We start from the raw sequence: 25210 nt of genomic DNA, 5'->3' as shown, positions 1-25210 counted from the left end.
AAAGTTAAATTCCCAATATTATGTATAGTTACTTGCCGAGAAAATCTTTAAATTCTCGATAAGTGAAAATAGCTTGGATTTCTCCAAGCTATTTTGTCTTTTCTTTATACAGTTATTACTCCTATTCAGTTACCCCTACATCTGCCAATTCTTTTTCCGTCGACCTGTCATCCTTAATGAACCAAGAAATAATCAGGCTTACCAGTGAGAGACCAGCGACGACCATACACGCTATATTGGCTCCATACATATCCGGATATGGGATGTCGGGACGCTGTGCTGAACTCTCGGCTGTCGTAGTCATGACAGTGACAAGAATGGCCGTTCCGACGGATGCTGCAATCATTTTCATTGTATTGTCCATCGCGGCTCCGTGAGGAATCAATCGTTTTGGCAGCTGGTTCAATGCTGCTGTTGAGACAGGCATCATCACCATCGCTAAACCAAGCATCCGCACGCTGTACATAATGGTGATATAGATAAATGATGTTGACGGGCCTAAATTTGTAAAGGCGAATGAAGAGGCTGTAATAATCGTTAAGCCGGTAATCACCAGCCATCTTGCACCCACTTTATCAAATATTCTTCCTGTAATAGGTGACATAAGGCCGGTAATGAGCGCACCCGGCAATATGGCCAGGCCGGCCTCAAACGCTGTGAAATCACGCATATTTTGCATGAATAACGGGATAATGGTTTCCATTCCGATTAATCCCATAAAGACGATCATTCCAATCATGATAGCCAGAGGAAAAATCGAATACTTAAATACCCGGAACTCAAGCATAGGGTGTTCCAGGCGCAATTGCCTTGTAATAAATAACACAAGTGTCAGCGCTCCGATTCCAAGAGACAGGAGTGTATTGAAGTCCGTCCATCCATAATTACCCGCACTTGTAAATCCGTATAGTAATCCTCCAAATCCAAATGAAGATAAAATAACCGAAAGGACATCGATTTTCGGTTTTGTTACTTCTGTCACATTTTTTAAAGCAATAAAAGCAACGAGGATGTCAATAAGAGCAATCGGCAGAATGATGAAAAACAAGACTCTCCAAGAGTAATGTTCGGTAACCCAGCCGGATAAAGCTGGACCGATTGCCGGTGCAAATGAAATGACCAATCCTACTAATCCCATGGCCGCGCCGCGCTTATTCACAGGGAAGATCATCAGAAATACCGTTTGCATAAGCGGAAGCATCACGCCGGCTCCGCTTGATTGGATAATCCTTCCGAGCAGCAGCATTTCAAAATTAGGAGCAAGTCCTGCCACTAATGTTCCAAAAGAAAAAATACCCATGGCCGATATAAAGAGCTGCCTCGTTGAAAACCGCTCCAATAAAAAGGCGCTGACAGGGATCATAATCCCATTCACAAGCATAAAAACGGTCGTAAGCCACTGTGCGCTATTCGCCGTAATATTCATTTCCTCCATTACAGGAGGGATCGCCGTAATCATCAGTGTTTGGTTTAATATGGCAATGAATGTTCCTGCAAGCAGAAGTGCCACAATCGTCGAGTGTTTATAATTCGATGTTTCCATTTTCCGTTCCCAATTCCTTTTTCTAGTTTTGTCTCTCCACAAAGAGTATTTAATTACAACCTCCTTCACAATTTCACAAAAATATATGTAAAAAATAGGTTATGGAAAGACGTACTTTTGTAGATTACACGATTTTGCAGGAATTATCTATCGATTTGCTTTCAAAAGGCCACACTTATTATGTTTTCTTTGGAGCGGATGAACAAAAAAACAAAAAACTTCATTTTTTGCTCACAACTATTTTATATCATCAAGCTAGTTGAATTTAATCATTCAGAAGAAAGAGGGGTCCTTTATAAGTGGAATCAGTCGATACGCTTCAAAGTCAAAAAACAACAAACAACTCTCTCTATAGAACCATATGGAGATGGCATTTTTATGCTGGAATGATTTTTGCACCGTTTCTTATCATTCTTGCAGTTACCGGTTCTATCTATTTATTTAAACCTCAAATTGAACAAGTGCTGTACCAAGATTACTATGAAGTTACTCCACAGGGAGATAAAATACCGGCATCCAAGCAAATGGAGGAAGTGACGAAGATATATCCTGGTGCAGTAGTGACAAAATATCGGCCTGGGGAAAATGACACGCGCTCCAGTGAAGTAAGCATTACGTTTAATAACGAATCTCTTACCATCTTCATCAATCCCTATACGGGCAAATCCATGGGAGAATTAAATAATGAAGACCGGATTATGGATAAAATTGAAGAATTTCATGGTGAACTAATGGCTGGTACGCTGGGAGATAGACTTGTAGAGTTAGCCGCGTGCTGGACAATCGTGCTCATTGTCACAGGTCTTTATTTATGGTTTCCCAAAAAGCGGCAAAGCCTGTCCGGGATTCTCTTTCCAAGGTTGAATAAAGGAAAAAGCGTTCTCAGAAGGGACCTTCATGCAGTGCCTGCATTTTGGCTGACAGCAGGAATGTTATTTTTAGTCTTGACCGGTTTGCCCTGGTCAGGTTTTTGGGGAAGCCACTTTCAAACGTTGGCTACTAATTCCGGAGCGGGATACCCTCCTTCTATTTGGTCAGGGAGTGCTCCAACATCGACCGTTAAAACAAAAGATATCGCAGATGTGCCTTGGGCCGCTGAAAATTTGGACGTACCCATCTCGGAAATCCAAGGATTTATCCCGATATCGATTGACGATGTAATGGCGATCGCGAATCGTGAAGGGATACATCCGAGTTATACAGTATACATTCCACAAGAAAAAGACGGTGTTTATACATTATCAGCCTATCCGCCGAAAGCACAGGATGAAGTAACGATGCATATCGATCAATATTCGGGCGCAGTGCTGGCTGATTACCGTTATGATCATTACGGTTTAATCGGAAAAATAGTCGCTTTAGGAATTACGTTGCACAAAGGAACTCAATTTGGTTTCATTAACCAATTAATCAGCCTTTTGATTTGTTTAGGAATTGTTTTTGTTGCAGTCAGCGGTTTTTATTTATGGTGGAAACGAAAGCCGAAAAAAGGATTGGGTGCACCAAAAGCTTCTCCTATAAGACAAATGAAGTTCTTTTTGCTACTGTTAATAGGTTTAGGCATTTTGTTTCCTTTAGTTGGTCTCTCGCTTATCATTGTAGGGCTAATCGATCGGTTCATGATTCGAAAAATATCGGTAGTTAAGAATTTCCTGAATGCATAACTTAATCTGGAAAAGGTGGATTTTGCCGTGAAAAAATATAGATGGATTTTTTTCATTTTTACTTCGAGCCTATTGCTCAGTGCATGTTCGCTTAAACAAGATGCAGCGAATCTATATAAACAAGAAACACCTCTTGAATCAGACATCATTATTCCTGCATCCTTTTCGGCCAATCAACAGGAGACGGTTAAGGTGTTGTTGACCCAAGGCGGCAAAAAAGTTGAAGACCCGGACTTTGTTCATTTTGAAATATGGAAACAAGATGGTTCTGTCAAATATCCTATGGAACAAGCCGAAGAAATCGGAAACGGCATGTATCGTTTAAGTAAAGAATTTGATCGTGAGGGCCTATATTATATAAAAGTCCATGCCAGCAGCGATGGATCGATCATTATGCCTCAAAAACAGTTTATCGTCGGAGAACTTTCTGAAAAAGAGTTAAAATTCTTGCAAGAGGGTTTGCAAATACAAGAAGCAAGTCATGAACATCATCATTAAGTCAAAGGCACCCATGTTTGAACATGGATGCCTTTTTAATACATGGCAAGAAAAATGAGAGATTGAAAAGCAAACTGAAAAAAGAACCTTATCTCCTAGTAAATAACATTAACTCGATATGAGCTAGTTAAGATGATGATGGACATGGTTTATGGTATGGTAGCAATATCAAGAATAAAGCAGGAGGTTTTTTTTGTGGAGATAGGTGTAAGTACGTTTGTAGAAACAACGCCGGATGTAAAGACCGGTAAGGTAATAAGTCATGCCCAGCGTTTGCGTGAGGTTGTAGAGGAAATCATCCTGGCAGACCAGGTAGGATTAGATGTCTTTGGTGTAGGTGAACATCATCGCGAAGACTTTGCAGCGTCTTCTCCGGCAGTCGTGCTGGCTGCGGCCGCCCCACAAACGAAACGGATACGGTTAACAAGTGCTGTGACAGTGCTTTCTTCTGCCGATCCGGTACGCGTGTTTCAGGATTTTGCTACTCTGGATGCAATCTCGAATGGACGTGCCGAAATTATGGCGGGCCGGGGTTCTTTTATTGAATCCTTTCCGCTGTTTGGGTATGAGTTAAAAGACTATGACGAATTGTTCGATGAGAAACTGGAATTATTATTGAAAATACGTGATTCCGAGAAAGTGACCTGGAAAGGCGGGCACAGGCCAGCGATTCAAAATTTAGGCGTGTATCCGCGTCCTGTTCAAGATCCATTGCCTGTATGGATTGGCAGCGGCGGAAATTCCGAATCTGTCGTACGTGCAGGACTCCTTGGGCTTCCACTTGTTTTGGCGATTATCGGCGGGCGTCCAGTGCAATTTGAACCGCTTGTAAAGCTCTATAAAAAGGCAGCCGCTCACGCCGGCCATGACGTATCAAAGCTGCCGGTCGCTTCGCATTCGCACGGCTTCATTGCAGAAGATACCGAAGCGGCAGCCGATAAATTTTTCCCTTCAACTCAGCAAGTCATGAACAAATTGGGACGAGAGCGCGGCTGGAGCCACTACGACCGATCCAGCTTCGATGCCGCTCGCAGCTTTGAAGGGGCATTATACGTAGGGGATTCGAAGACGGTTGCTGAGAAAATCATTTACCTTCGAAAGAATGTAGGCATTACCCGTTTTATGCTGCACGTACCGGTTGGCAGCATGCCGCATGATGATGTAATGAAAGCAATAGAGCTGTTAGGAAAAGAGGTAGCACCAATGGTTCGAAAAGAAGTAGCGAGATGGGAAGCGGAGATCGGTAATTAATCTAGATGGTCAGAATGAAGGAGCAGGCGATATAACAATAATGAATGATTGAAGGGAGTTTTTTGAATGCACAATCATGCGAAAAGGGAAACAATCATTCAGCTTGTTCAGTTTATGAAGGAATCTTCTCATACCGTCATTCTTACTGGGGCTGGTATGTCCACAGAAAGCGGGGTGCCTGATTTCCGCTCAAAATCCGGATGGTGGAAGAATATAGACCCGAGAAGTGTGGCAACAGTGGAGGCCTTAGAAGAAAACTATGACCTATTCCACGAGTTTTATAGTATGCGAATTCATGCACTTGCGAAATGTCTCCCACACAAAGGGCATCATCTATTAGCAAACTGGCAAAAGCAAGGGCTTATACATACGATAGCTACACAGAATGTTGACAACTTTCATCAAATGGCTGGCGCCTCTAATGTGCAAACCCTTCATGGATCTATAAGGTCTTTTCGTTGTCATCATTGCGGTGCTCCTTCAAAAGAAAATACATTTCTTCTGAAAGAACCCTGTACGAACTGCGGAGGTAACATACGTCCAGAGGTTGTCTTATTTGGCGAACCCCTTCCTGAAAAGACTTGGCAAAACGTATTACAACATATTCATAAAGCGGATTTGGTCATCGTTATTGGTACAAGTCTTGAGGTATATCCAGTAAATCAGCTTCCTGAAATGACAAACGGGCATACAGTTCTTCTAAATTTAGAAGAAGTAGAAGGAAAGTATGAATTTGATCTTATGATTAAAGGAAAGGCAAAAGACGTGCTCGAACGAGTAGACGAATTACTAAAGATTGTGTAACGGAAATGTAAAACTTCATTAAACATATAAATTGGAGGGAAAAAATGAGGGAAATGGAAGAACTGACCTCGTTGGAGATGGTCGATGACTTTATTAAAAAACATCATTTAAGCTTTCTGTACATATCCAGAACAAATTGCAGTGTGTGTCATGCATTATTACCGCAAGTGCGAGAGTTGATGGTTGATTTCCCGCTTATCCAATTAGGACATATTAATGCAGATGATATTGAGGAAATAGCGGGACATTTTTCAATTTTTACCGTTCCTGTCCTTCTTTTATTCGCAGATGGAAAAGAATTATGGAGGGAGGCTCGATTTGTTCATTTGCAGCCATTCAAAGATAAAATACAGAAATTATATGATGCTTACACCACCAATTAAAAAGAGTATATATAGGGCTATTTCTCAGCATATGGGAAATAGCCTTTTTAGGGTAGGATTACTTTAACTTTGCCGTATAAAGGATATCAATCATCATTGGGACAATTCCTTCTGATTCTTCTTTGTTTAGGTAATGGATCGTAAATTTGACCCATTTTCCATTGATTTCTTTCACGATAATATTGGTCTGTGTTTGACTATTGGATCCGTGCAGGAAAAAGGCTGCATCTCTATAAAATGGATGAGCACTATGACCTGTTTCGTATTCAGATACTTTGCTGCCCTTTAAATACTCCATTGAATTCTTTTTGACATCCTTGATATTCGCTGCTGCATCGAGGATTTCAATCCTTGAAAAATAGGAATCATTTTCAGTGTATTATTCCTTACCACTCACAATGTCCTCTATGACTCTCTCTATGTCGTTGGCGGTCGTTGCTATCAGTCAAAAATGTTTTTGGAATAGACAATAAGTAGTATGAAAAAGAAATTGAATAAGAACTAGACGACTAATGCTCGAGTATGGCAGTATTGGTCGTTTTTTCTGGAAATTTGTGAATAACAAGTGATTCCGCATAAATAAAATGAATTTATCAGTTAAAATGATACATAGAGTGTGTTGGTAATGAGAAAAGACTTTGTTGGAACAACATGGTTCTTATGTAAAAGTTTAAAAAAAACCTAAAATGATGCTTTAGATGGAGGGTTTTGAACATGGATATTATGACAAAGATTGCTGAAGATAAAATAAAAGAAGCAATTAAAAATGGGGAGATGGATAACATCCCAGGTATGGGAAAGCCGCTTCAACTGAAAGATGACCTTCCGGGTATGTCTCCTGAACTAAAGATGGGGTATCGTATGCTAAAGAACGCTGGCTTCGCAAACGAAGATTTAGAGTTAAAGAAAGAGATACTGAGTCTTGAAGACTTGATTGCCTGCTGTCACGATGATGCTGAAAGGGCTAGATTAGAGAAAAAACTAACAAAAAAAAGAATGTGCTTTGATGAAATCATGAAAGAAAGAAAACTTCACACAAATTCGAGATTTGGTTCGTATGCTGAAAAGATTTATAAGTTGTTTTAAGGAAATTCATCAACAATCACTTTAAAGAAAAGAAGTGTTGGAAAATCAATATTTTTGATATAATAGCCCTAATTTTAGTATAGGGACATATTTTTTTCATAATTACCGGTTTCAGGTATATGGGTGAAATTTTAAAAGGCTATTGGTTATAATGCTGACTTATGGTTATAGGGGGATTTTTATGAAAAGTCTTGGAGGAAAGTTAACGAATGACATCCCGCATGAACATTCCTTTTCAATAGATGAGATTGATTTGATATGGGATTTACATACATTTATGACACAAATGATTACTAGAGGAGATCCTCTAAGTACAATATTAGAAGCTCTAACATTAAGGATGCAAGGACAGTTTAAACGGAAAATATATTATTCCCTTTTACTGGCAGAAGGGGAAAACAGGCTGGTCCTGGGACACGCTCCTAACCTTCCTAAGGAATATAAGCAAGCCATTAGCCTGATAGAAGTGGGACCAAAAGCGGGAGCATACGGGATAGCTGCCTATCGAAAGGAAGCGGTGATTTCATCCGATATTGAGAACGATTCGAGGTGGGATGGCTGCCGCGATGTTGCCCTGAAGTTTGGATTGAGAGCCTGTTGGACCATCCCCATTTTACTAAGCGGACATGTGGTTGGCACCTTTGCTATCTATCATTTGGAAGTGTGTATACCTAATGTTCAAGAAAGCAAAATGCTGGAGGTTTGTGCAAGTCTTTTAGGATTTGCGATTGAGCGGGATCAACGGCTGCAATTGGAGAAGAAGCTCAAGGAGAGTGAGCAGCGTTTTAGATCACTGTTTGATTATTATCCTCATTCCATTTATATCTTTTCGCTGGAGGGGTATTTTTTAGGTTTTAATAAAGGATCGGCACCTCTATCCGGATATGGAGAGAAGGAACTCATAGGGAAAAGTTTTGTTCCGTTAATTGCTCCCGAGGATCAGGAAAAGGTGCTCCATCATTTTAACAGAGCAAAAGAGGGAATCACCCAGCATTATGAGTGTAAAATTTTGCATAAAGAGGGACATAAGCTCGTTTTAAGTCTGACACTCCTTCCCATCATGGTACATGATGAAGTGGTAGGGGTTTACGGAATCGCCCGTAATATCACTCGTGAAAAGCAGGTGGAACAGGATTTGCTTACCTATCACGAGGAACTTGACTATTTATTTAAAAACCATCAAGGAATGATTTTCAAATATAAAAAGGAAAATGGCCAGTTCATCCATACATTCGGGCAAGGTCAGTTAATTGGGAGAATCGGGTTACGGGCGGAAGAATGTGTTGGAAAATCCTTAGCAGACTTCATGCCGGAGGAAATCGCTTCCTGGAAGGAGAACTTTTACGAGCGGGCATGGAACGGGGAAGAGACGAGCTATGAAGGTGAACTGAACGGTGTTTATTACATTGCAACATCGAAGCCGGTCGTACGGAATGGACAAGTAGTAGAGGTCATTGTCTCTTGCAATGATATCACCATTCTTAAACAATCCCAGCAAGAGGCTCTGTCTTTAAAACAACAACTCAAACTTGTGCTCGATTCTGTGGGGGATGGCATTTACGCCATGGATACAGAACGGAAAATCACACTCGTCAACCCGGCGGCAGCCAGGATGCTTGGCTATAAAAGCAGTGAGCTCACCGGCTCCTCCCCAGGGGACACGTTCCGTCACTGTTACGAGCTTCAGTTTTGTATTCCATATCAAACTCTGCTAGATGGAAAGATTCGACATGTAAAAGATGAAGACTTTTTCCGGAAAGATGGAACGAGTTTTCCAACCGAATATGTTTGTGCCCCTATTTGGGAAAGCGGGAAAATATCAGGGGTTGTCGTAGCCTTTAAAGATATTTCTGAAAGAAAAATGGCCGAAGAATACCTCGTGAAATCCGAAAAACTGGAAATGGCTGGACAACTTGCGGCGGGGGTAGCCCATGAAATCCGCAATCCGCTTACGGCTATTCAAGGATTCATTCAGTTATTGGAGGAGGGAATGAGTAAACCCGAGTATTTCTCGCTCATAGAATCGGAATTTGAGAGAATTGAAGACATCATTGGTGAATTCTTAGCCCTCGCGAAACCGCAAGCGGTGAACTTTAAGAAGAATGATGTGAGGCTCCTTTTGGAACAGACCATCCAGTTAATGAGCACTCAGGCCATCATGCAAGGAATGGAGATTGTATCATTCATTGATCCTGATCTGCCTGCAATTCAATGTGATAAACATCAGTTGAAACAGGTCTTTATTAATATCATCAAAAATGCGATGGAAGCCACGCCATCCAAAGGGAAACTGCTTATTACTTGCGAACAGACTGAATCCCATCTTCACATCATGTTTAAAGATCAAGGAGTTGGGATTCCGAAGGAGAGGCTTAAGCGTCTATTTGAACCTTTCTACTCCACTAAGGAAAAGGGCACGGGTCTGGGGCTGATGATTAGCTACAAAATCATTGAGGAGCATAAGGGAAGCATATGGTTTGAAAGCGAAGAAGGAAAAGGCACCACCGTTCACCTCCTTTTGCCTCTGTCCAGTGGACGGAACCTAATAGCTTCAGAAACAATAAACATATAAAGGAATATAAGGTTATATGAAACGAGAGAAAGCATATGTAAATGAAGTTCTTGCTCATTTCTTTCCTCCTGGCAAATGGAAAATATGGGTTGGTCCGTCTGGATTCAACAATACAACTCGGTTTTTACAGGTAAATGATGAGCAATATGTCGTTCGGATTTATGAAACTCATCAAGATGAGCGTAAGGTAAGGTACGAACATGCCATATTACTCGCTTTAAAAAATTTGCCCCTCACATTTGGCATACCAGAACCTGTAACGACAAGAGAAGAAAATACGATTGTGAGAACAAAGGACGGGAAACTGGCAAGTGTATTCCATTTTTTAGATGGCGAGAACCCTCAGCTTACCGAACCGAATCAACTTTACTCTTTTGGAAAGATAACTGGTCAGTTAACAAAGGCTCTTGCAATGGTACAAATAAATGAGAGTCCAATTTATAGACCGTATTATGAGATTGAGCATGCGCATCCTCATTGTTCGTTGCACAAGGTGATAAGTTTTTGTGAGAATCCTTCGATAGAGTTTGCAGAACAAGACACGCAATTAATCCATATTGCCAAACAGATCGTTGCTTTTCAGAAGATCGCCCCAAGACTAAAGCTGTTGCCGCACCAGATGGTTCATGGTGACTTGAATGCATCTAACATTCTCATAAATCAAGAGGGTATGATCTCGGCGGTTTTAGACTTTGAGTTTGTCACAAATGATTTACGAGCGGTAGAACTAGCCGTTTGTTTAGCAGATTTCATTCGTCCCGATCAGGAGGACGCTGCGATTTGGACAAAGATTAATGCTTTTATTGCGGGGTATGGCAGCGTGATGAAGCTATCGGAAGATGAAATAGATATGATTCCAACTCTTGTACAACTTCGAGGACTGGATGTTTTTATCCACTTTTTAGGTCGATATTGGGATGAAGTGGATTCGGTAGATAATGTGAAAAAACAACTATATAAGAATGCGATGAGAGCGGGCTGGCTCAACTCTAGTAAAGAGAAATTGATTCGTACATGCAGGCAATATCTGTTATAGTATACAATCTTCAAAGCTCAAAAATTTAAATATGATGCCATATTTGAAGCAACGTATATAAAAGGATGTCCGAAAAGTCAGACTTTTTGGACATCCTTAAAATTACCATTAGAATTTATTAATTACGCAACTCACATTGTGCTGATGTCAATCACAAATCGATACTTCACATCTGAAGCTAGTACGCGTTCGTAGGCTTCGTCAATTTGGTCGGCCGATATCACTTCAATTTTAGGAGCAATGTTATGTTTGGCACAGAAATCCAACATCTCTTGAGTTTCACGAATGCCTCCAATCATTGAACCTGCAAATGAACGGCGATGAGGAATAAGGGAGAACACATTTAATGCCAATGGCTCTGCAGGTGCACCCACATTTACTAGAGTACCATCCAGCGCTAACAGTGAGAGGTAAGCATTAATGTCGATTTTTGCACTTACCGTGTTAATGATCAGGTCAAAAGTGCCAGCAAGTTTAGTAAATGTCTCAGGGTCACTAGTGGCATAGTAATGGTCTGCGCCGAATTGTAAGCCATCGTCCTTTTTCTTCAATGTTTGTGACAGAACGGTGACCTCGGCACCCATGGCATGTGCAATTTTGACAGCCATATGACCAAGACCGCCCATCCCAACAACCGCTACTTTCTTACCTGGACCAGCTCCCCAATGATTTAGCGGCGAATATGTCGTAATACCTGCGCAAAGTAATGGTGCTGCGACGTCAAGCTCAATGCTATCAGGAATTCTCACTACGAAGTCCTCCGTTACGACAATGTGGGTAGAATAGCCGCCTTGAGTAGGCTCGCCGTATTTGTCAACACCAGCGTAGGTAGGGACATTTCCTTTGAGACAGTATTGTTCTTCTCCTTTACGGCAGTTGTCGCATTCGCCGCAGGAGTCAACCATACATCCGACCCCTACACGGTCGCCGACCTTGTACTTTTTGACCTCTGCTCCAACATCCGTGACAATTCCCGCAATCTCGTGCCCAGGTACGAGTGGGTAGTTCACGGGACCCCATTCGCCGTGAGCGGTATGGATGTCAGAATGGCAGATTCCTGCATATTTGATTTCAATCAGAACATCATGCGAATCAAGATCGCGTCGTTTAATTTCAGCAGCTCGAAACGGTTTGTCTGGACCGTCAACGGCTCGTGCTTTAGCAGTTATCATAAAAAAACCTCCTAAAATTTATATTTTTCAAGAGAATGCGCTTGTACCGGGTATGAATGAAGAACTCAGGTTAAACTTCACTCTTCATTCATTTCTATCCATACTTTTTTCTCTTACAAAACAATGTTAATCCCTATAGTTAACTCTAGGTCAAGCGATTAATTTCTATTCTTTTTGAAGATCTCCCCACCCATACAGGTTTCATATCATCTATCAATATAGCCTATAGCTAGCTGCATTCCTTTTTAAAAGTAAGTATCCCTCCATTAAACTAAACAGAGCCAATTTCTACTTTCCCTATAAGGTGGCTTTGACATTCAGCAAATACCTTGATAAAATCGCCTCAAAATCATAGAGTTAACTCAAAGTCTATATTATTAAGAATAGGAGATACATGATGAAGACATATTCGATCAGCGAAGTTGCAAAAGAATTGAATCTTACAGTATATACCTTGCGTTACTATGACAAGGAGGGACTTATGCCCTTTGTAGAACGGACAGCAAGCGGAACCCGATTGTTTAAACAATCCGATATCGACGCTTTAAAAGTAATTGAATGTCTGAAATCCACCGGGATGCCTATTAAGGAAATTAAAAGTTTCATTGATTGGTGTTCTGGCGGGGATTCCACGCTGCAACAAAGATATGACATGTTTATGGAACGAAAAGCTAAGGTAGAAGCACAGATAGAAGAACTAAAAAAAACAATGGAAGTCATCGAACATAAATGCTTATATTACAAGACTGCTCTGGATGCCGGAACGGAAGATATTCATAAAAAAGATAAAATAGGGATTTCCATTACTAATTAACAGAAAAAGGGGGGGACATCCTATTATTTTTATTTGGACAGTTTACCATACATTCTTGAAAAGGCTAGGTATGTCCACTACCTAGCCTTTTTAAGCGATTCAGAAATGATTATACAATTCTCTCTAACAAATCCCCCACTTTTTCTGCCATGACACGAGGTGGATAAGGCATTCCATTCTTTAACCACCATTCCACTACCCCTACGTAAGCATTTGCCACAAATTGAACAATTACCTCTTCATTTTGACCGAAATTTTTTCCTTTTGTTATGTCCACATCTTTCTTGAACTCTTCGATATTAAACTTAAGGAACTGATTACGAAAATATGGAGCTCCTTCACTCGCTAACATCGTCGAAAAGAATAAATAATTACTCTCAAAGTATTCCATACAGTGTACAGTCGATTCTATAAAATCCATTTCAGTTGCCGACTCGCAAAAATTCCCCATATTGTTTATATGTTCTTCCATGATCTTATCTAATAGATCAAATTTATCTAAGTAATGAAGATAAATGGTTCCCCGGTTCACATTTGCTCTATCAGAAATATCCTGAATGGTAATATTATCAAAACTTTTTTCAGACATCAGTTCGATCAGAGCCTTTTTAATGGCTTCCTGGCTTTTGGTTATTCTTCTATCTACTTTCCGCATTATGTGGTCACCAGACTTTCCTAAAGATATTCAACAATTTTTATTGATTTGTTGAGTAATCAACGAATTGCGTTCATTTAACCATTGAGAGCATCGTATTTCTATTTATAATTATAAACAGATGTTGATTAATCAATCAATGATGCTTTTCTTTTTTGAACGAAGTCAATGTGCACCATGATAGTTGCAAAAAAATTATTTTCAAAACAAACATAAGAAAGGGTGTTATTTTAAAATGAAAAAAAAATCTATTATCACGCGTGTACTCACAGTGATAGCATTAGGCTTGCTTTTATCTGCGACCATCGTTGCAGCCAAGACCAGCGTTGGCGCTGCATACACGCCGGACATGTCCAATGGAGCAGACAATTTTTACAAGAGCAACAAGGTAACCATGAAGAAGGTTGAGTTTAAAAATCAATACAACATGAAAGTTGCAGGGAATCTTTTTATTCCCAAGGGTTTGAAGAAGAACACCAAAAATCCCGCGATCATTGTCGGGCATCCTATGGGCGCAGTAAAAGAACAAAGTTCAAATCTGTATGCCCAGAAAATGGCTGAACGGGGATTTGTTACTTTGTCCTTGGATTTGTCTTTCTGGGGAGAGAGTGAGGGTCAGCCTCGCAATGCTGTTTCACCGGATATCTATGCCGAGGATTTCAGTGCTGCGGTGGATTTCCTGGGCACCCGGTCGTTTGTTGACAGGGATCGGATTGGCGTTCTCGGGATTTGTGGAAGCGGGAGCTTTGCCATCAGCGCAGCCAAGATCGACCCGCGCATGAAAGCCATTGCGACAGTCAGTATGTACGACATGGGTGCCGCTAACCGTAATGGGCTTAAACATTCCCTGACACTAGAGCAGAGAAAGAAGATTCTCGAAGAGGCAGCGGAGCAACGCTATGTGGAGTTCACGGGTGGTGAAACCAAATACACCAGCGGGACAGTGCATGAGCTAAATGAAAACTCTACCGCGATTGAGCGTGAGTTTTATGACTTCTACCGCACTCCAAGGGGCGAATTCACTCCCAAGGGCTCGTCACCTGAACTCACGACACACCCGACGCTGACCAGTAACGTCAAGTTCATGAATTTCTACCCGTTCGAAGACATAGAGACGATTTCTCCTCGTCCAATGCTTTTCATCACGGGTGAGGACGCTCATTCCAGAGAGTTCAGCGAAGACGCCTACAAGCTAGCAGGCGAACAGAAGGAACTCTACATTGTTCCGGGCGCAGGTCATGTGGATCTGTACGACCGGGTGAATTTAATCCCTTTTGACAAGCTTGAGTCCTTCTTCAAAGAAAATCTGAAGAAAAAATAATGCTTATGTTGAAGATCTTAGAATGCTTTGCGTGCCAATGGTACTTTGAGTGAAATCGCTGTGTGAATCCTGCATATCTTGTCGGGATTCACATTTTTTGTCTGAATAGAATTCCATACGTTATGTAGATTTGAAGGGTGTTGTTAATCGTCACCATATATTGGAGTTTTCTATGCTTGGCAGATATAACGAATAGAGAAGAAATCAGTATGAAAGTAATTCCCTTATCATTTAAAGATAACGATATTCAACTTGGATTAGAAGCCAAGTCAAGATGAATTTATAATAAAACGAAATTTAGAGGAGGAAAACGGTATGAAAAAACGATTATTTCATTCATTTGCGTTGCTGCTAGCCCTCACCCTTACTGCTTGCAACAACGATACTAGTACAATGAACATTTCTCAACAAGAAGAGAATTCCTCTGGGGCTAAATCCGGGGAATACGCTGAGATTGGATCTGGAGCTAACCTTGTTAAATTCCCTGAAGACCTTGAAGAGGGAATTGTGTTTGCCACTTACGATCGAGGAGATATTCATGAAAACATTTATGTAAATAGTAGGGAAGCAATTGAAGCAGTGCAGAACAGAGAGGAGCTTCCGAGCGGCACCGTTATCACTCTCGAAGGATTTCGAGATGGAGAGCTTGAGCATTATTTAGTGATGGAAAAGCGTACCGGCTGGGGTTCCCAGTACTCGCCTGAGGAGCGTACTGGGGAATGGGAATTTCAGGCATTTACTCCTGACAGAGAAGTGATGGAAGATGGTATTGGTGGACGAGCTATTGGACGATGCTATACCTGCCACGCAAATCAGGAAAGGGATCAATATATGAATTCGTTAGATCAAATGCAAGAGTTTAATTTGGGAGAGATTTCACAATCAAAAAACAGCAGTACAGAAAACCCAATTGCTGCTATTCATACAGAGGACTGGAAGGTAAGTGAGATATCTGCCCATATGATTGATTCTAAGGATGCAAACAAAGGAGTAAGTAGTTTAATAGACGGGGAGGAAAAAACGAAAATAATTGAGGAGGTTCTTTTGAATATGTATTTACAGAAATTTAAAAGCTAATGGGTGTGTTCCCATTAAAAGATAGTTTACAGGTTCACTATTGGAACATAATCCAATGATAAATTAAATAGAAAGAGGAAAATACGTTGAATCGTAAAATGTTATTCTGGCTTGTTAATGACCTTGTTATGACCGTTCTCATGTTGATAGCAATGGCTTACTATATTACCGGAAATATGATCCATGAAGTCGTTGGAGTTGTGGTGCTTGTATTATTTATCGTCCATAATTTTTTAAATCGGCGTTGGTATAAAGTGATTTTAAAGGGAAAGCATAATTTTCAGCGTATTCTGCAAATCGGACTCAATCTGCTTTTTCTAGTAGCCATGGTTGTGATGATGATATGTGGAATATTAATATCCAGTGATTTATTTCCCTTTATTCCTATAAATAACGACATGATGCTACGGCAAATACATGTTCAGACTGCCTATTGGGGATTTATCATCATGGCAGTCCATATCGGATTATCATGGGGAATGATTATCAATTCAGTACGGAGGATGACAGGAATCACCGGTACTAGCCGTATTCGCACCATTGCGTTGCGTATTTTGGCGATATTAATCGTTGCCTACGGGGTGCATGCTTCCTTCGAGGGAGAAATGGGTTCTAAGCTATTTATTTACAACCCATTTGGTTGGTTCAATGATGATTCCACTATAAGGTTTTTAATTGACCACCTATCCATCATGGGAATCTATATTGCTGGGACACATTATACTTTGAAATTTATTCAGAGGCAGGAGAAAAAAGTAGTTCAAAAAAAACTGAAATAACTTTAAAAGTGAACGATATCAAATGGATTTTGGATTGGGTTTTCAGACATCAGTTCAATAAGAGCCTTTTTAATAGCTTCTTGGCTTTTAGGTATTCTTCTATCTATTTTCGACATTTTAGGTAACCCGACTTCCCTAAAGATAATCAACAATTTTAATTGGTTTGTTCAATAATCAACAAATCGTGTTTATTTAACCATTGTGAGCATCGTGTTTCTATTTATAATTATAAACAGATGTTGATTAATCAATTAATGATGATTTTCTTAAAATGCCTCATCGTTTTGAGGCATTTTTTACTAATAGTAAGTTCATGGTTATCTTTGTATATGTAACTTATATGCAAATACAATAGGGGGATTTTAATGAAGAAGACCGTTCAACGGATATTATTATCACTTACAGTATCTTCCATGTTTTTAACAGCTTGCAATAGCAGGACCAATGAAGAAAACACAAGCAACGAAGAAAATTTGACTATTCATCAAAGCAGCAAACAAGGGGTGACCGCTGATGAATCAAACAACAGGGATAGCCAAGATTCTACACTCGATCATGAAGGGTCAGATGCTATGGGAGGTATAAGAATAAAATTAACATTTAACAACGAAGAAGTCATTGTCAACATGTATGATAATCCAACAAGTAAGGATGTTTTATCATTACTCCCACTTACATTAACATTTGAAGATTATGCAGGAACGGAAAAAATTAGTTATCCATCAAATAAATTATCTACTGAAGAGGCACCATCAGGCAGCGACCCTTCAATTGGAGACCTCACTTATTACGCTCCTTGGGGGAATTTAGCTATATTTTATAAGGATTTTCGATATTCAAATGGGCTTATTAAACTCGGGAAAATTGAATCTGGCATAGAAAAGCTTGAAAATGTTAACGGCGATTTTACAGTTACAATTGAAAAAGTTGACTAATTGATAAAGGTAAGATAGCTCCTTAAATAACTCACCTTTACGCAACCAGAAAATGACACTTTCCTGAAAGAAGGGAATCTATTTTATGACTAAACGAAATAACTTGCTTATATTTATATTAACCATAGGAGTCTTCGGTATCTTAAATACCGAAATGGGGGTTATCGGGATATTGCCTGCCATTGCTGATCACTTTCATGTCAGTATATCAAAAGCGGGATTGCTGGTAAGTGTTTTTGCCTTTGTTGTTGCTGTATCCAGTCCAACAATGCCATTACTGTTTTCCGGTATAGATCGGAAAAAGGTCATGTTACTTGTATTAGGTGTTTTCGTTTTGGGGAACATCGTATCCATAATTACATCTAACTTTACCATTCTATTAATTGCTCGTATCATTCCAGCCTTTTTTCATCCAATTTACTGTTCTTTGGCATTTACAGTAGCTGCTGCCTCAGTAAGTAAAGAAGAAGCTCCAAAAGCTGTTTCTAAAGTATTTATAGGAGTATCTGCTGGTATGGTAGTCGGCGTACCAATCGCAAGTTTTATTGCAAATGTAACTTCTTTACAAATGGCAATGATATTCTTTGCTATTGTTAATGCTATTGCATTCATTGCTACCTTGATTTTCGTGCCATCTATGCCTGTTGAAGAAAGACTTTCTTATGGTACACAATTTTCCGTATTAAAAAAATCTATTATATGGCTTTCCATCGTGACGGTCATTTTATTAAACTCAGCCATATTTGGGGTTTATAGCTATCTTGCTGATTATCTGAAAACTGTTACGAATATGTCTTCAAACACAATTAGCTTAATATTATTTGTATACGGCGGAGCCAATATTATTGGAAATATTGTGGCAGGGAAACTACTAACTAAAAATGCGAATAAATTTGTGGCATCTTTTCCTTTTGTATTAGGAGTGGTTTACATCCTATTATTCTTATTTGGGCAGTTTACCTTACCTATGGCGTTCATTACTTTCATTTGGGGAGTCTTAGGTGGAGTAGGAGGTAATATTAACCAATATTGGCTTGCGTCTTCAGCTCCCGAAGCGCCTGATTTCGCCAATGGCTTATTTATATCGGCCTGTAACGTAGGAACAACATTGGGTGCAGCTGTAGGCGGGTTATTTATATCAGAAATGGGTACACAATACGTCGTATTGGTGGGAATCCTATCATTGATCCTAAGTTTGGTAACTATTTTACTTAGAAACTACATGTTTACTCCTGCACAACAACTTTCTAGATAAGGAATAAATTCAACGCTCCGAGAACAAAGCAAACCATCTTTATAAAATCACTAAAATAGCAAGTCAGCGATAACTTGAACAATTAATAATAAAGAGATAATTGGAAGCAAAAGCTGAATCCATTTTCCTTTTAAATAAGGGACGATTTTTAGTCCGATATGTGAGCCGACGATTGAACCAACTGTTACCGGAATGGCAATGCCCCAATCTACAATACCATAGAAGAAATAAAATAAAAACGCACTCATACAACTTGCAAACATCACAAAGCGGGTCATTTCAGCAGCTTTTAAATAGATAAATTGTTTTTTCAAAAAGTATGTAATGTTTAAAAGAGCTGATCCTGGCCCAAACCCACCATCATATATCCCGATAAAAAATGGAGCTAACAAAGTAGTTGGTTGTTCAGTGTCTTGTTGTTCACTAACTAGCCCAGTTTTATTACTTTTTAAAACAATGAAAAACATGGAAATTAACACGATACAAGCAACGATATTCATCGTCTGTTCCGACAATCTTGTTGCGAAAAATGCACCGCTTATTCCGCCAAGTCCAGCGACGAACATGAGTGGGAGCATTTGTTTGAGTTGTACTTTCTTTTTTACAGCAAGTACAAGGACCGTCGATAATGAAGATACGCCTGTCGCAAATTTATTGACTGCAACCGTCGCATGAATCGGTATGCCAACTAGCAGCAGGGCAGGTAGTAATACGAATCCTGCAGCTCCAAACATGCCACCAATAATAGCAGCAAGCACGCCAATAGCAAATAATAAAAGTCCATCGATTGATAGCCATGCCAATAGCAAGTTTTCCAAACAAATCACCCCTACACTTAAATTACTGCTATACTATTCATAAAACAAATATATATTTTTTGTTTATTCATAAGATAAAGTTATGAGTTGGGTGAAGAAATGAATTTACACACGTTACGTATTTTTACGAATGTTGCAAAATTAGGAAGTATAACCGAAGCGGCAAATTTACTACATATTAGTCAGCCCGCTGTCACAGCTCAGATTCGTAAACTAGAGCGGGAGATAGGGGTCAAATTAATTACAGGTAAAGGAAGAGGGATTCAACTCACATCTGAAGGTGAATTTCTTTATCAGCAAGGATTACGTTTGTTTCATTTAGAAGAACAGATTGATGAAAAACTCAAAACATTTTTAGAAAAAAAGGAGAGAGTACAAATTGCTTCGTCCTATATTTCAACGAATTATATCTTACCGCCAATAATTGCTGGTTATAAACTAGAAAATCCAGATGTCGATGTATATGTGTCTTTAGGGAATGTGCAGTCTGTTGAACATCGCGTCCTTAATTATGAAGTTGATTTTGGCTTTGTTGTGCAAAGTAACATCGGTCATGAAGATTTACACTTCGAGAAAATACTCGATATCCCATTTTGGTTTGTTGTGCATCCAACGCATCCTTTAGCGAATAAAGAGATGTCGATTTTTGATTTAAGTGAGCATGATTTTATTTACAGGGAACGAGGCAGTTCAACGCTTGATTTGTTAGAGGCAATTTTTTATACCCATAATTGTCCGTTACCGAAATTCGGCTTACAAATGCAAGGCGTACTTGAATCAATAAAGGTTGTTGAGGCAGGTTACGGAATGACACTCGCACCAGCCTGCAGCGTAAAGGAAAGATTAGCACAAGGAAAGCTTGCTCGAGTCTTTGTGGAGCAGGCAGAAATCAATCAAAGTTTGTTTATTTGTACGAGGAAAGTGGATGAGAGCGAGCATCCGTTCATTCACTATTTGAGAAAGAATTTAATCAAGTCAGAGACTTAACGCTCTGGCTCGATTTTTGCTGTTAGTCGATCCTTCTCCTTAAGTACAGTCCATTTCTTGCTATAAATAAAGAACGTACAGCCTGGCTGGTTTACCAATAAGAATCAGGGTCTTTTTATTTACGAAATATAAAACGAGAAAGGGCGCTTAAAGATGAACAAACAAGAACGCAGTTATAGATGGGTGATATTTATGGGATGCTTTCTTACATCTTTTTATTTTGTGTGTCAGAAGATGTTCCATTTTTTAACTAAACCTCTGTTTAGGATGTTAGCATAAAAGTATTAAAAAACATTTTTGCAAAGGACTGATGCAATAAATAGTGTAAGATTATTATATGCGAAGATAAAGGGGGTACTAATGAATGAGAGATACGTGGAAGATCACCTCACAAAAAGCGATTTTTGAATTTAGTAAACTTCCGGCTTTTCGTATAGCTTTCCCATCAATATTACAATTTATCTTAAATACATCATTAGTCATACTCGCGATGGTTTTATGTATTTTAATGACGAAAGAAGTTTTTCATTTTGCAACATTCATTATCACATCTAAAGCAACCGATTTTCAACATTTCCTCGAACAGATCCTTGTCTTTTTCCTCTATTTCGAATTTATCTCCATGATTGTAAAGTATTTCCGAGAGAACTACCATTTTCCGATGAGATACTTTCTCTACATTGGCATTACAGCCATGATCCGCATAATTATTGTTGATCACGACAACCCGTTTAATACATTATTACATGCTTTCGTTATCCTCATATTAATTTTGAGCTACTATATTATTAACAAAACACCTTCCAGAAAATCTCCCAATCATAATTAGCTGACTTTGATCATTGATCAGGGAAAGGACGAGATGGCGAATTTGACTGTGTAAGAAAAATTGAATGAACTTTTTTAGCAACGATGCTAGTTTGTTAATTATTTTGACAGCCATTCTTTGGACGAGAAGGTTTATAGCGAAATATGTTCACTTATCCATCATTCCTTGCTTCAATGCTTATAAGCCTAAGCGGGGGATGATGGATTTTTGTGAATCTGTTAAAAGTTAATGTTACTTTTCTTCAAACAGGGCAGGCAGGATAAGAAAAGTTAATTAGTAAATTGTTCATAAAAAAATATAAATAAAGAGTTGGAGATACATAATGGAATATAGGGACTTAATTATTCATTTAATATTGCACTCAAGAACGTATGTTTGTATAATTTAGGAGATGTAGGTAATTTATGGAATAAAAAAGGAGCGACGTAGAATGCCAAGAAAAGCAGGTATAACAGATGAAATCATTATTAAGTTGTACAAAAGCGGGATGCCATTTAAAGAGATGGTACCGATTATTGGCCTTTCTGGTCGGGCTATTCGTGATGTTGTGCATAAACACGGAGTGAAAATGAATAGAGAAAAATCTTCGGGGCGTCCGCGAAAACATAAAGTGAATGAAGACTTCTTTAAGGTCTGGACATATGAAATGGCGTGGGTATTAGGTTTATTTATAACAGACGGATGTGTTCACAATCAAAACCATAGTATTACCTTTTCTCAAAAGGATGAAACAGTTCTTCGCTTGGTTGCAAACTACATGGAAGCAGATTATGTAGTATCACGAGCCTATAAAACAAGATCCACACCAACTTTAATTATTAATTCAAAAGAAATAAAAAAGGATCTTAGTAATTTAGGCGTACATGCGAATAAGTCATTAACGGTTCCGTTCCCAGATGTGCCGGAAGAGTTTTTACCGTCATTTGTAAGAGGGGTAATTGATGGTGATGGCTGGGTTCAAAAAACAGGGTATGTTATGAATATAACAACTGGAAGTTTACAGTTTGCGGAAGGACTTCTATCTGTTTTTCATAGGTGGAACTTGCGTGCTGAGATAACGACTGAGATAAGCCAAGCAGGAAATTCTATATACCGGGTTTGGGTTAAAGGGAAAGATGACCTTCCAAAATTGGCAAACATACTATATAATGGCATTGCTGTCTCATATGATTCTTATAAGAAAGAGTATATGAGACAGCGCGCAACAGATTAGTAATACAGAGGAGAAATCGAATATGTTTAAAAAAACTGGTGCAGGATTAATTCAAATGACCGATCCTTCTAGAGTTAAGTTTAGAACCAATATTAGTCAATCCATAATTGACAAATTAAATGTTTTAGCGGCTGAATATGATACGTATCCCAACTACTTAATTGAAAGTGGATTGCAAACAGTATTGTCTCAAGGAGTCATTACTTTCAATAAAAAACTAAGACCTAAAGATCGTGTTCAATTTAAAACAACCTATGATGAACAACTATTAGAAAATGTTAAAGAGTTTGCAAAGAATCATCATTTATTTATTAATGATGTGTTAGAATACAGTGTTGATTTTATTGATTTTAAAAACATTAAAAATAAAAGCTATAAGCACCGAATAGAGTAGAAAGGAGAGTGCATATTTTTTTATTCAAAACAACGCCCCGAACATAATATATATTATAGGAATATAAATGAAGTGAGATTCATTCCATCTCAAAATATAAGTATACTTTAAAAAATGAGATATCAGAGAAAAATTAGAGCTAACGTAAATCTATTTGCTGCATGCCATATTTCGTATTAATTTAAGGAGTTCTTGAATTATCACAGCATTAACGATCATCTAAAGAAATCAACAAATCTGATTAACTATATAAAATTCATTTGAATTGATCCAAATTAAATTTAAATGAAATATTTGCTTATGTTTAAGTTGAACACATAAATTGACTTAAATATAGGCTGTATGTATGTATGACCGTGGTACTTCTTTTTTATTTTAGTTTACATAATATGGAGATATTCTTTTTTGCTGGTTTTCTTGAAACCTTTTTTAAATCATATTTTTCTCTTCCCTTATCGTTTTTCTATTTGAACACCTTATTTTTTATCTGATACCATTTCATTTAATTTACAGTCCAAAATTTGATGTTGCATGTTAAACATGTTTTAAGCTTGCTATTTTCATGCTATAACTCATAATGCGCTAAAATAAGGATTACTTCTCCTTCCATTTCTTCTCCATCACTTACCTATATGTATGGTTTTAAATGGAAATAACTGAATATATATCCAAAATAAGAAATATAAACCTCGTATATTTTGCAACAAAATTAATTTTAAAGTATAAATATTCACATTTGGAATTTTGGATCAATCCTTTACAAGGTTAAAAGTAAAATGAAACAGGTACTAGCCCTGCGCTCCTACTTGTTTATGCACCAGTGATTTGTTTTTCCGCTTCCTAACTTGATACACTTGTTAACCCTTCAATATTCACTCCGTTAAATATTGTCTCCTTCCCTTCTTTCTGTTGATTCTTTTAATCTACATTTCTCCCACCCGCTTCTGGAAAAATGAAACAAGCTTTATTTCATAGTCTCCATGATAAAATGATGAAGAGGATGTGATCATCATGGGGAAATTAACAAAAATGTACGTTGTGATTTGTCTTTTGGTATTTTTGCCTATTCTATCAAGTTTGGATTCTCCCGCTTATGATTCTAACTATTATGCTAAATATACATCGCCTGAAGGCATTTCGTTTTTAAGCTATACGGAAACATGGGATGAGGAAAAATTAAAAGGGCTTTATGAGGAATTACTGAAAAACAAGCATGGCAGCGAGATTTATTTGCTGCAGGAAGTGCAAGTCAAAGGCGGTTCGCATGCGAATGCTGGCGTTAAAGCTCACTTTCATGCGCTCACCAATACGATTACCTTATATAATGGCGATACGTATACAGAGCCAGCGTCATACAGGGAAACCCTCTCTCATGAATACGGGCATCATTTCGCGTATTATCATGTGAAATCACACCATTTCCCTTTTTCGAAATGGGCTGATGTGCGAGGTCTGGAAAATGAACCAGTTCGCTGGGATGCATTTTGGAACTATTCAGGGAAGCATCATCAATGGTTTCCGCAAGAAATCATGGCAGATGATTATGTGCTGTTGTACAGCGCTACCGAACCCACAGACGTGGAAGATGTTTATAGTAACGAGGCTTTTTATAGAAGAACGGAACACGAAAATCAGAAGATACAAAATGCATTGGATAATAAGGAACTGCATCGATATCTAGAGAAAGCGACAGGCTTGAAAATCGACAAAAACCGCTTACTCAAAACGCCAAAGCTTCACTCGTTAACAATGGATGCGCTCTCCTTTTCCATAACAGAGAAAGAAGATGTCGCCTATCGTTTAAATCTGTCTTTATATGAACAAGAAGGTGACTCTTATACAGAGGACGGATACCATGAAATCACCGCCATTTCATCCGCTTACGACGGAAATGAAATTACCTTTTCATTAGACAGCGTTTCCCTCCCTTCTGACGGATATATGAAAGTAAATGTCGATGTTTTGGACTTAACGACATCGCTCGGCTTTCAAACAGAGGCTTTCTACGTAAAGGTGCAGGATGACGAAGTGGACGGCCCATTCGCGCTGGATGAGCTAAACTAACAAACTCTTTTCTATGAGGCAGGATTTTGTTAGTCTTATAGTTTGTTATTATCTTTTTTT

Annotated in this window: 24 protein-coding genes and 1 pseudogene; 19 read left to right on the top strand and 6 right to left on the bottom strand. The window is 38.8% G+C overall.

Translation table 11 applies throughout. The features are described from left to right. Positions 1-121: 121 nt before the first annotated feature. On the bottom strand, positions 122-1543 hold the full coding sequence (locus tag BK575_RS12110; protein ID WP_078410602.1) for a DHA2 family efflux MFS transporter permease subunit: 1422 nt from the start codon (positions 1541-1543) through the stop codon (positions 122-124). A gap of 299 nt (positions 1544-1842) precedes the next feature. Here BK575_RS12110 and BK575_RS12105 point away from each other — a divergent pair, with 299 nt between their 5' ends. The 5 genes from BK575_RS12105 to BK575_RS12085 all read left to right on the top strand — a co-directional run bounded on the left by BK575_RS12105 (position 1843) and on the right by BK575_RS12085 (position 6143). Beyond that, positions 1843-3207, top strand: coding sequence for a PepSY-associated TM helix domain-containing protein (locus BK575_RS12105; protein ID WP_078410601.1), 1365 nt, complete (start codon positions 1843-1845; stop codon positions 3205-3207). Between the two features lie 27 nt (positions 3208-3234). Beyond that, entirely contained in the window at positions 3235-3705 is a 471-nt protein-coding gene (locus BK575_RS12100; protein ID WP_078410600.1) for a FixH family protein, read from the top strand. Between the two features lie 195 nt (positions 3706-3900). Then, on the top strand, positions 3901-4956 hold the full coding sequence (locus BK575_RS12095) for an LLM class flavin-dependent oxidoreductase (RefSeq protein ID WP_078410599.1): 1056 nt from the start codon (positions 3901-3903) through the stop codon (positions 4954-4956). Positions 4957-5022: 66 nt separating this feature from the next. Continuing rightward, entirely contained in the window at positions 5023-5760 is a 738-nt protein-coding gene (locus BK575_RS12090; RefSeq protein ID WP_078410598.1) for an NAD-dependent deacylase, read from the top strand. 44 nt (positions 5761-5804) lie between these two features. Further along, entirely contained in the window at positions 5805-6143 is a 339-nt protein-coding gene (locus tag BK575_RS12085) for a thioredoxin family protein (protein WP_078410597.1), read from the top strand. Positions 6144-6201: 58 nt separating this feature from the next. On the opposite strand, the gene BK575_RS12080 is transcribed toward BK575_RS12085, so the two are convergent. Next, positions 6202-6441: a hypothetical protein gene (locus BK575_RS12080; protein WP_078410596.1), complete on the bottom strand. Its 240-nt coding sequence runs from the start codon at positions 6439-6441 to the stop codon at positions 6202-6204. 416 nt (positions 6442-6857) lie between these two features. Between BK575_RS12080 and BK575_RS12075 the strand changes: the two genes are divergently transcribed. The 3 genes from BK575_RS12075 (at position 6858) to BK575_RS12065 (ending at position 10837) form a co-directional block, all read left to right on the top strand. Beyond that, positions 6858-7229 (top strand): DnaJ family domain-containing protein, encoded by a 372-nt coding sequence (locus BK575_RS12075; RefSeq protein ID WP_078410595.1) that lies wholly within the window; start codon positions 6858-6860, stop codon positions 7227-7229. A gap of 181 nt (positions 7230-7410) precedes the next feature. Further along, positions 7411-9801: a PAS domain S-box protein gene (locus BK575_RS12070; RefSeq protein WP_169907762.1), complete on the top strand. Its 2391-nt coding sequence runs from the start codon at positions 7411-7413 to the stop codon at positions 9799-9801. 16 nt (positions 9802-9817) lie between these two features. Further along, complete coding sequence (locus tag BK575_RS12065) at positions 9818-10837, top strand: phosphotransferase (RefSeq protein WP_078410593.1); 1020 nt, start codon at positions 9818-9820, stop codon at positions 10835-10837. Positions 10838-10968: 131 nt separating this feature from the next. Here the strand turns inward: BK575_RS12065 and BK575_RS12060 are convergent, their stop codons facing one another. After that, complete coding sequence (locus tag BK575_RS12060) at positions 10969-12009, bottom strand: NAD(P)-dependent alcohol dehydrogenase (protein ID WP_078410592.1); 1041 nt, start codon at positions 12007-12009, stop codon at positions 10969-10971. Between the two features lie 397 nt (positions 12010-12406). Here BK575_RS12060 and BK575_RS12055 point away from each other — a divergent pair, with 397 nt between their 5' ends. Beyond that, positions 12407-12823, top strand: coding sequence for a MerR family transcriptional regulator (locus tag BK575_RS12055; RefSeq protein WP_078410591.1), 417 nt, complete (start codon positions 12407-12409; stop codon positions 12821-12823). A 109-nt stretch (positions 12824-12932) separates the two neighbouring features. Here BK575_RS12055 and BK575_RS12050 read toward each other — a convergent pair whose 3' ends face one another. Then, positions 12933-13478 (bottom strand): TetR/AcrR family transcriptional regulator, encoded by a 546-nt coding sequence (locus tag BK575_RS12050; RefSeq protein WP_078410590.1) that lies wholly within the window; start codon positions 13476-13478, stop codon positions 12933-12935. Positions 13479-13713: 235 nt separating this feature from the next. On the opposite strand from BK575_RS12050, the gene BK575_RS12045 reads away from it, so the two are divergent. From BK575_RS12045 to BK575_RS12035, 3 genes are all read left to right on the top strand, one after another. After that, on the top strand, positions 13714-14799 hold the full coding sequence (locus tag BK575_RS12045) for an alpha/beta hydrolase (RefSeq protein ID WP_078410589.1): 1086 nt from the start codon (positions 13714-13716) through the stop codon (positions 14797-14799). Between the two features lie 315 nt (positions 14800-15114). Then, the gene (locus BK575_RS12040) at positions 15115-15876 is read left to right on the top strand and encodes a cytochrome P460 family protein (RefSeq protein ID WP_078410588.1); all 762 of its coding nucleotides are present in this window, start codon (positions 15115-15117) and stop codon (positions 15874-15876) included. A gap of 86 nt (positions 15877-15962) precedes the next feature. Continuing rightward, positions 15963-16655: a DUF4405 domain-containing protein gene (locus BK575_RS12035; protein WP_235867373.1), complete on the top strand. Its 693-nt coding sequence runs from the start codon at positions 15963-15965 to the stop codon at positions 16653-16655. A gap of 41 nt (positions 16656-16696) precedes the next feature. Here BK575_RS12035 and BK575_RS29035 read toward each other — a convergent pair. Next, positions 16697-16771: pseudogene (locus BK575_RS29035) on the bottom strand (TetR/AcrR family transcriptional regulator); the annotation flags it as partial. Between the two features lie 249 nt (positions 16772-17020). Here BK575_RS29035 and BK575_RS29030 point away from each other — a divergent pair. Next, the gene (locus BK575_RS29030) at positions 17021-17590 is read left to right on the top strand and encodes a cyclophilin-like fold protein (RefSeq protein WP_078410587.1); all 570 of its coding nucleotides are present in this window, start codon (positions 17021-17023) and stop codon (positions 17588-17590) included. A gap of 85 nt (positions 17591-17675) precedes the next feature. After that, positions 17676-18845 carry an MFS transporter gene (locus BK575_RS12025; protein WP_078410586.1) on the top strand — a complete coding sequence of 390 codons (1170 nt, stop codon included), beginning with the start codon at positions 17676-17678 and terminating at the stop codon, positions 18843-18845. Between the two features lie 50 nt (positions 18846-18895). Here BK575_RS12025 and BK575_RS12020 read toward each other — a convergent pair whose 3' ends face one another. Then, complete coding sequence (locus BK575_RS12020; RefSeq protein ID WP_235867372.1) at positions 18896-19672, bottom strand: sulfite exporter TauE/SafE family protein; 777 nt, start codon at positions 19670-19672, stop codon at positions 18896-18898. Positions 19673-19762: 90 nt separating this feature from the next. Between BK575_RS12020 and BK575_RS12015 the strand changes: the two genes are divergently transcribed. From BK575_RS12015 to BK575_RS11995, 5 genes are all read left to right on the top strand, one after another. After that, complete coding sequence (locus BK575_RS12015; protein WP_078410584.1) at positions 19763-20650, top strand: LysR family transcriptional regulator; 888 nt, start codon at positions 19763-19765, stop codon at positions 20648-20650. 364 nt (positions 20651-21014) lie between these two features. Then, entirely contained in the window at positions 21015-21479 is a 465-nt protein-coding gene (psiE, locus tag BK575_RS12010; protein ID WP_078410583.1) for a phosphate-starvation-inducible protein PsiE, read from the top strand. Positions 21480-21909: 430 nt separating this feature from the next. Then, complete coding sequence (locus BK575_RS12005; RefSeq protein ID WP_078410582.1) at positions 21910-22692, top strand: LAGLIDADG family homing endonuclease; 783 nt, start codon at positions 21910-21912, stop codon at positions 22690-22692. Positions 22693-22714: 22 nt separating this feature from the next. After that, positions 22715-23086 (top strand): rRNA methyltransferase, encoded by a 372-nt coding sequence (locus tag BK575_RS12000; RefSeq protein ID WP_078410581.1) that lies wholly within the window; start codon positions 22715-22717, stop codon positions 23084-23086. A gap of 1011 nt (positions 23087-24097) precedes the next feature. Further along, on the top strand, positions 24098-25150 hold the full coding sequence (locus BK575_RS11995; RefSeq protein WP_078410580.1) for a hypothetical protein: 1053 nt from the start codon (positions 24098-24100) through the stop codon (positions 25148-25150). Positions 25151-25210 lie beyond the last annotated feature (60 nt).

The organism is Priestia abyssalis (assembly GCF_002019595.1).
Classification (GTDB): Bacteria; Bacillota; Bacilli; order Bacillales; family Bacillaceae_H; genus Bacillus_BA; species Bacillus_BA abyssalis.
This window is presented reverse-complemented; position numbering and strand designations above follow the sequence as displayed.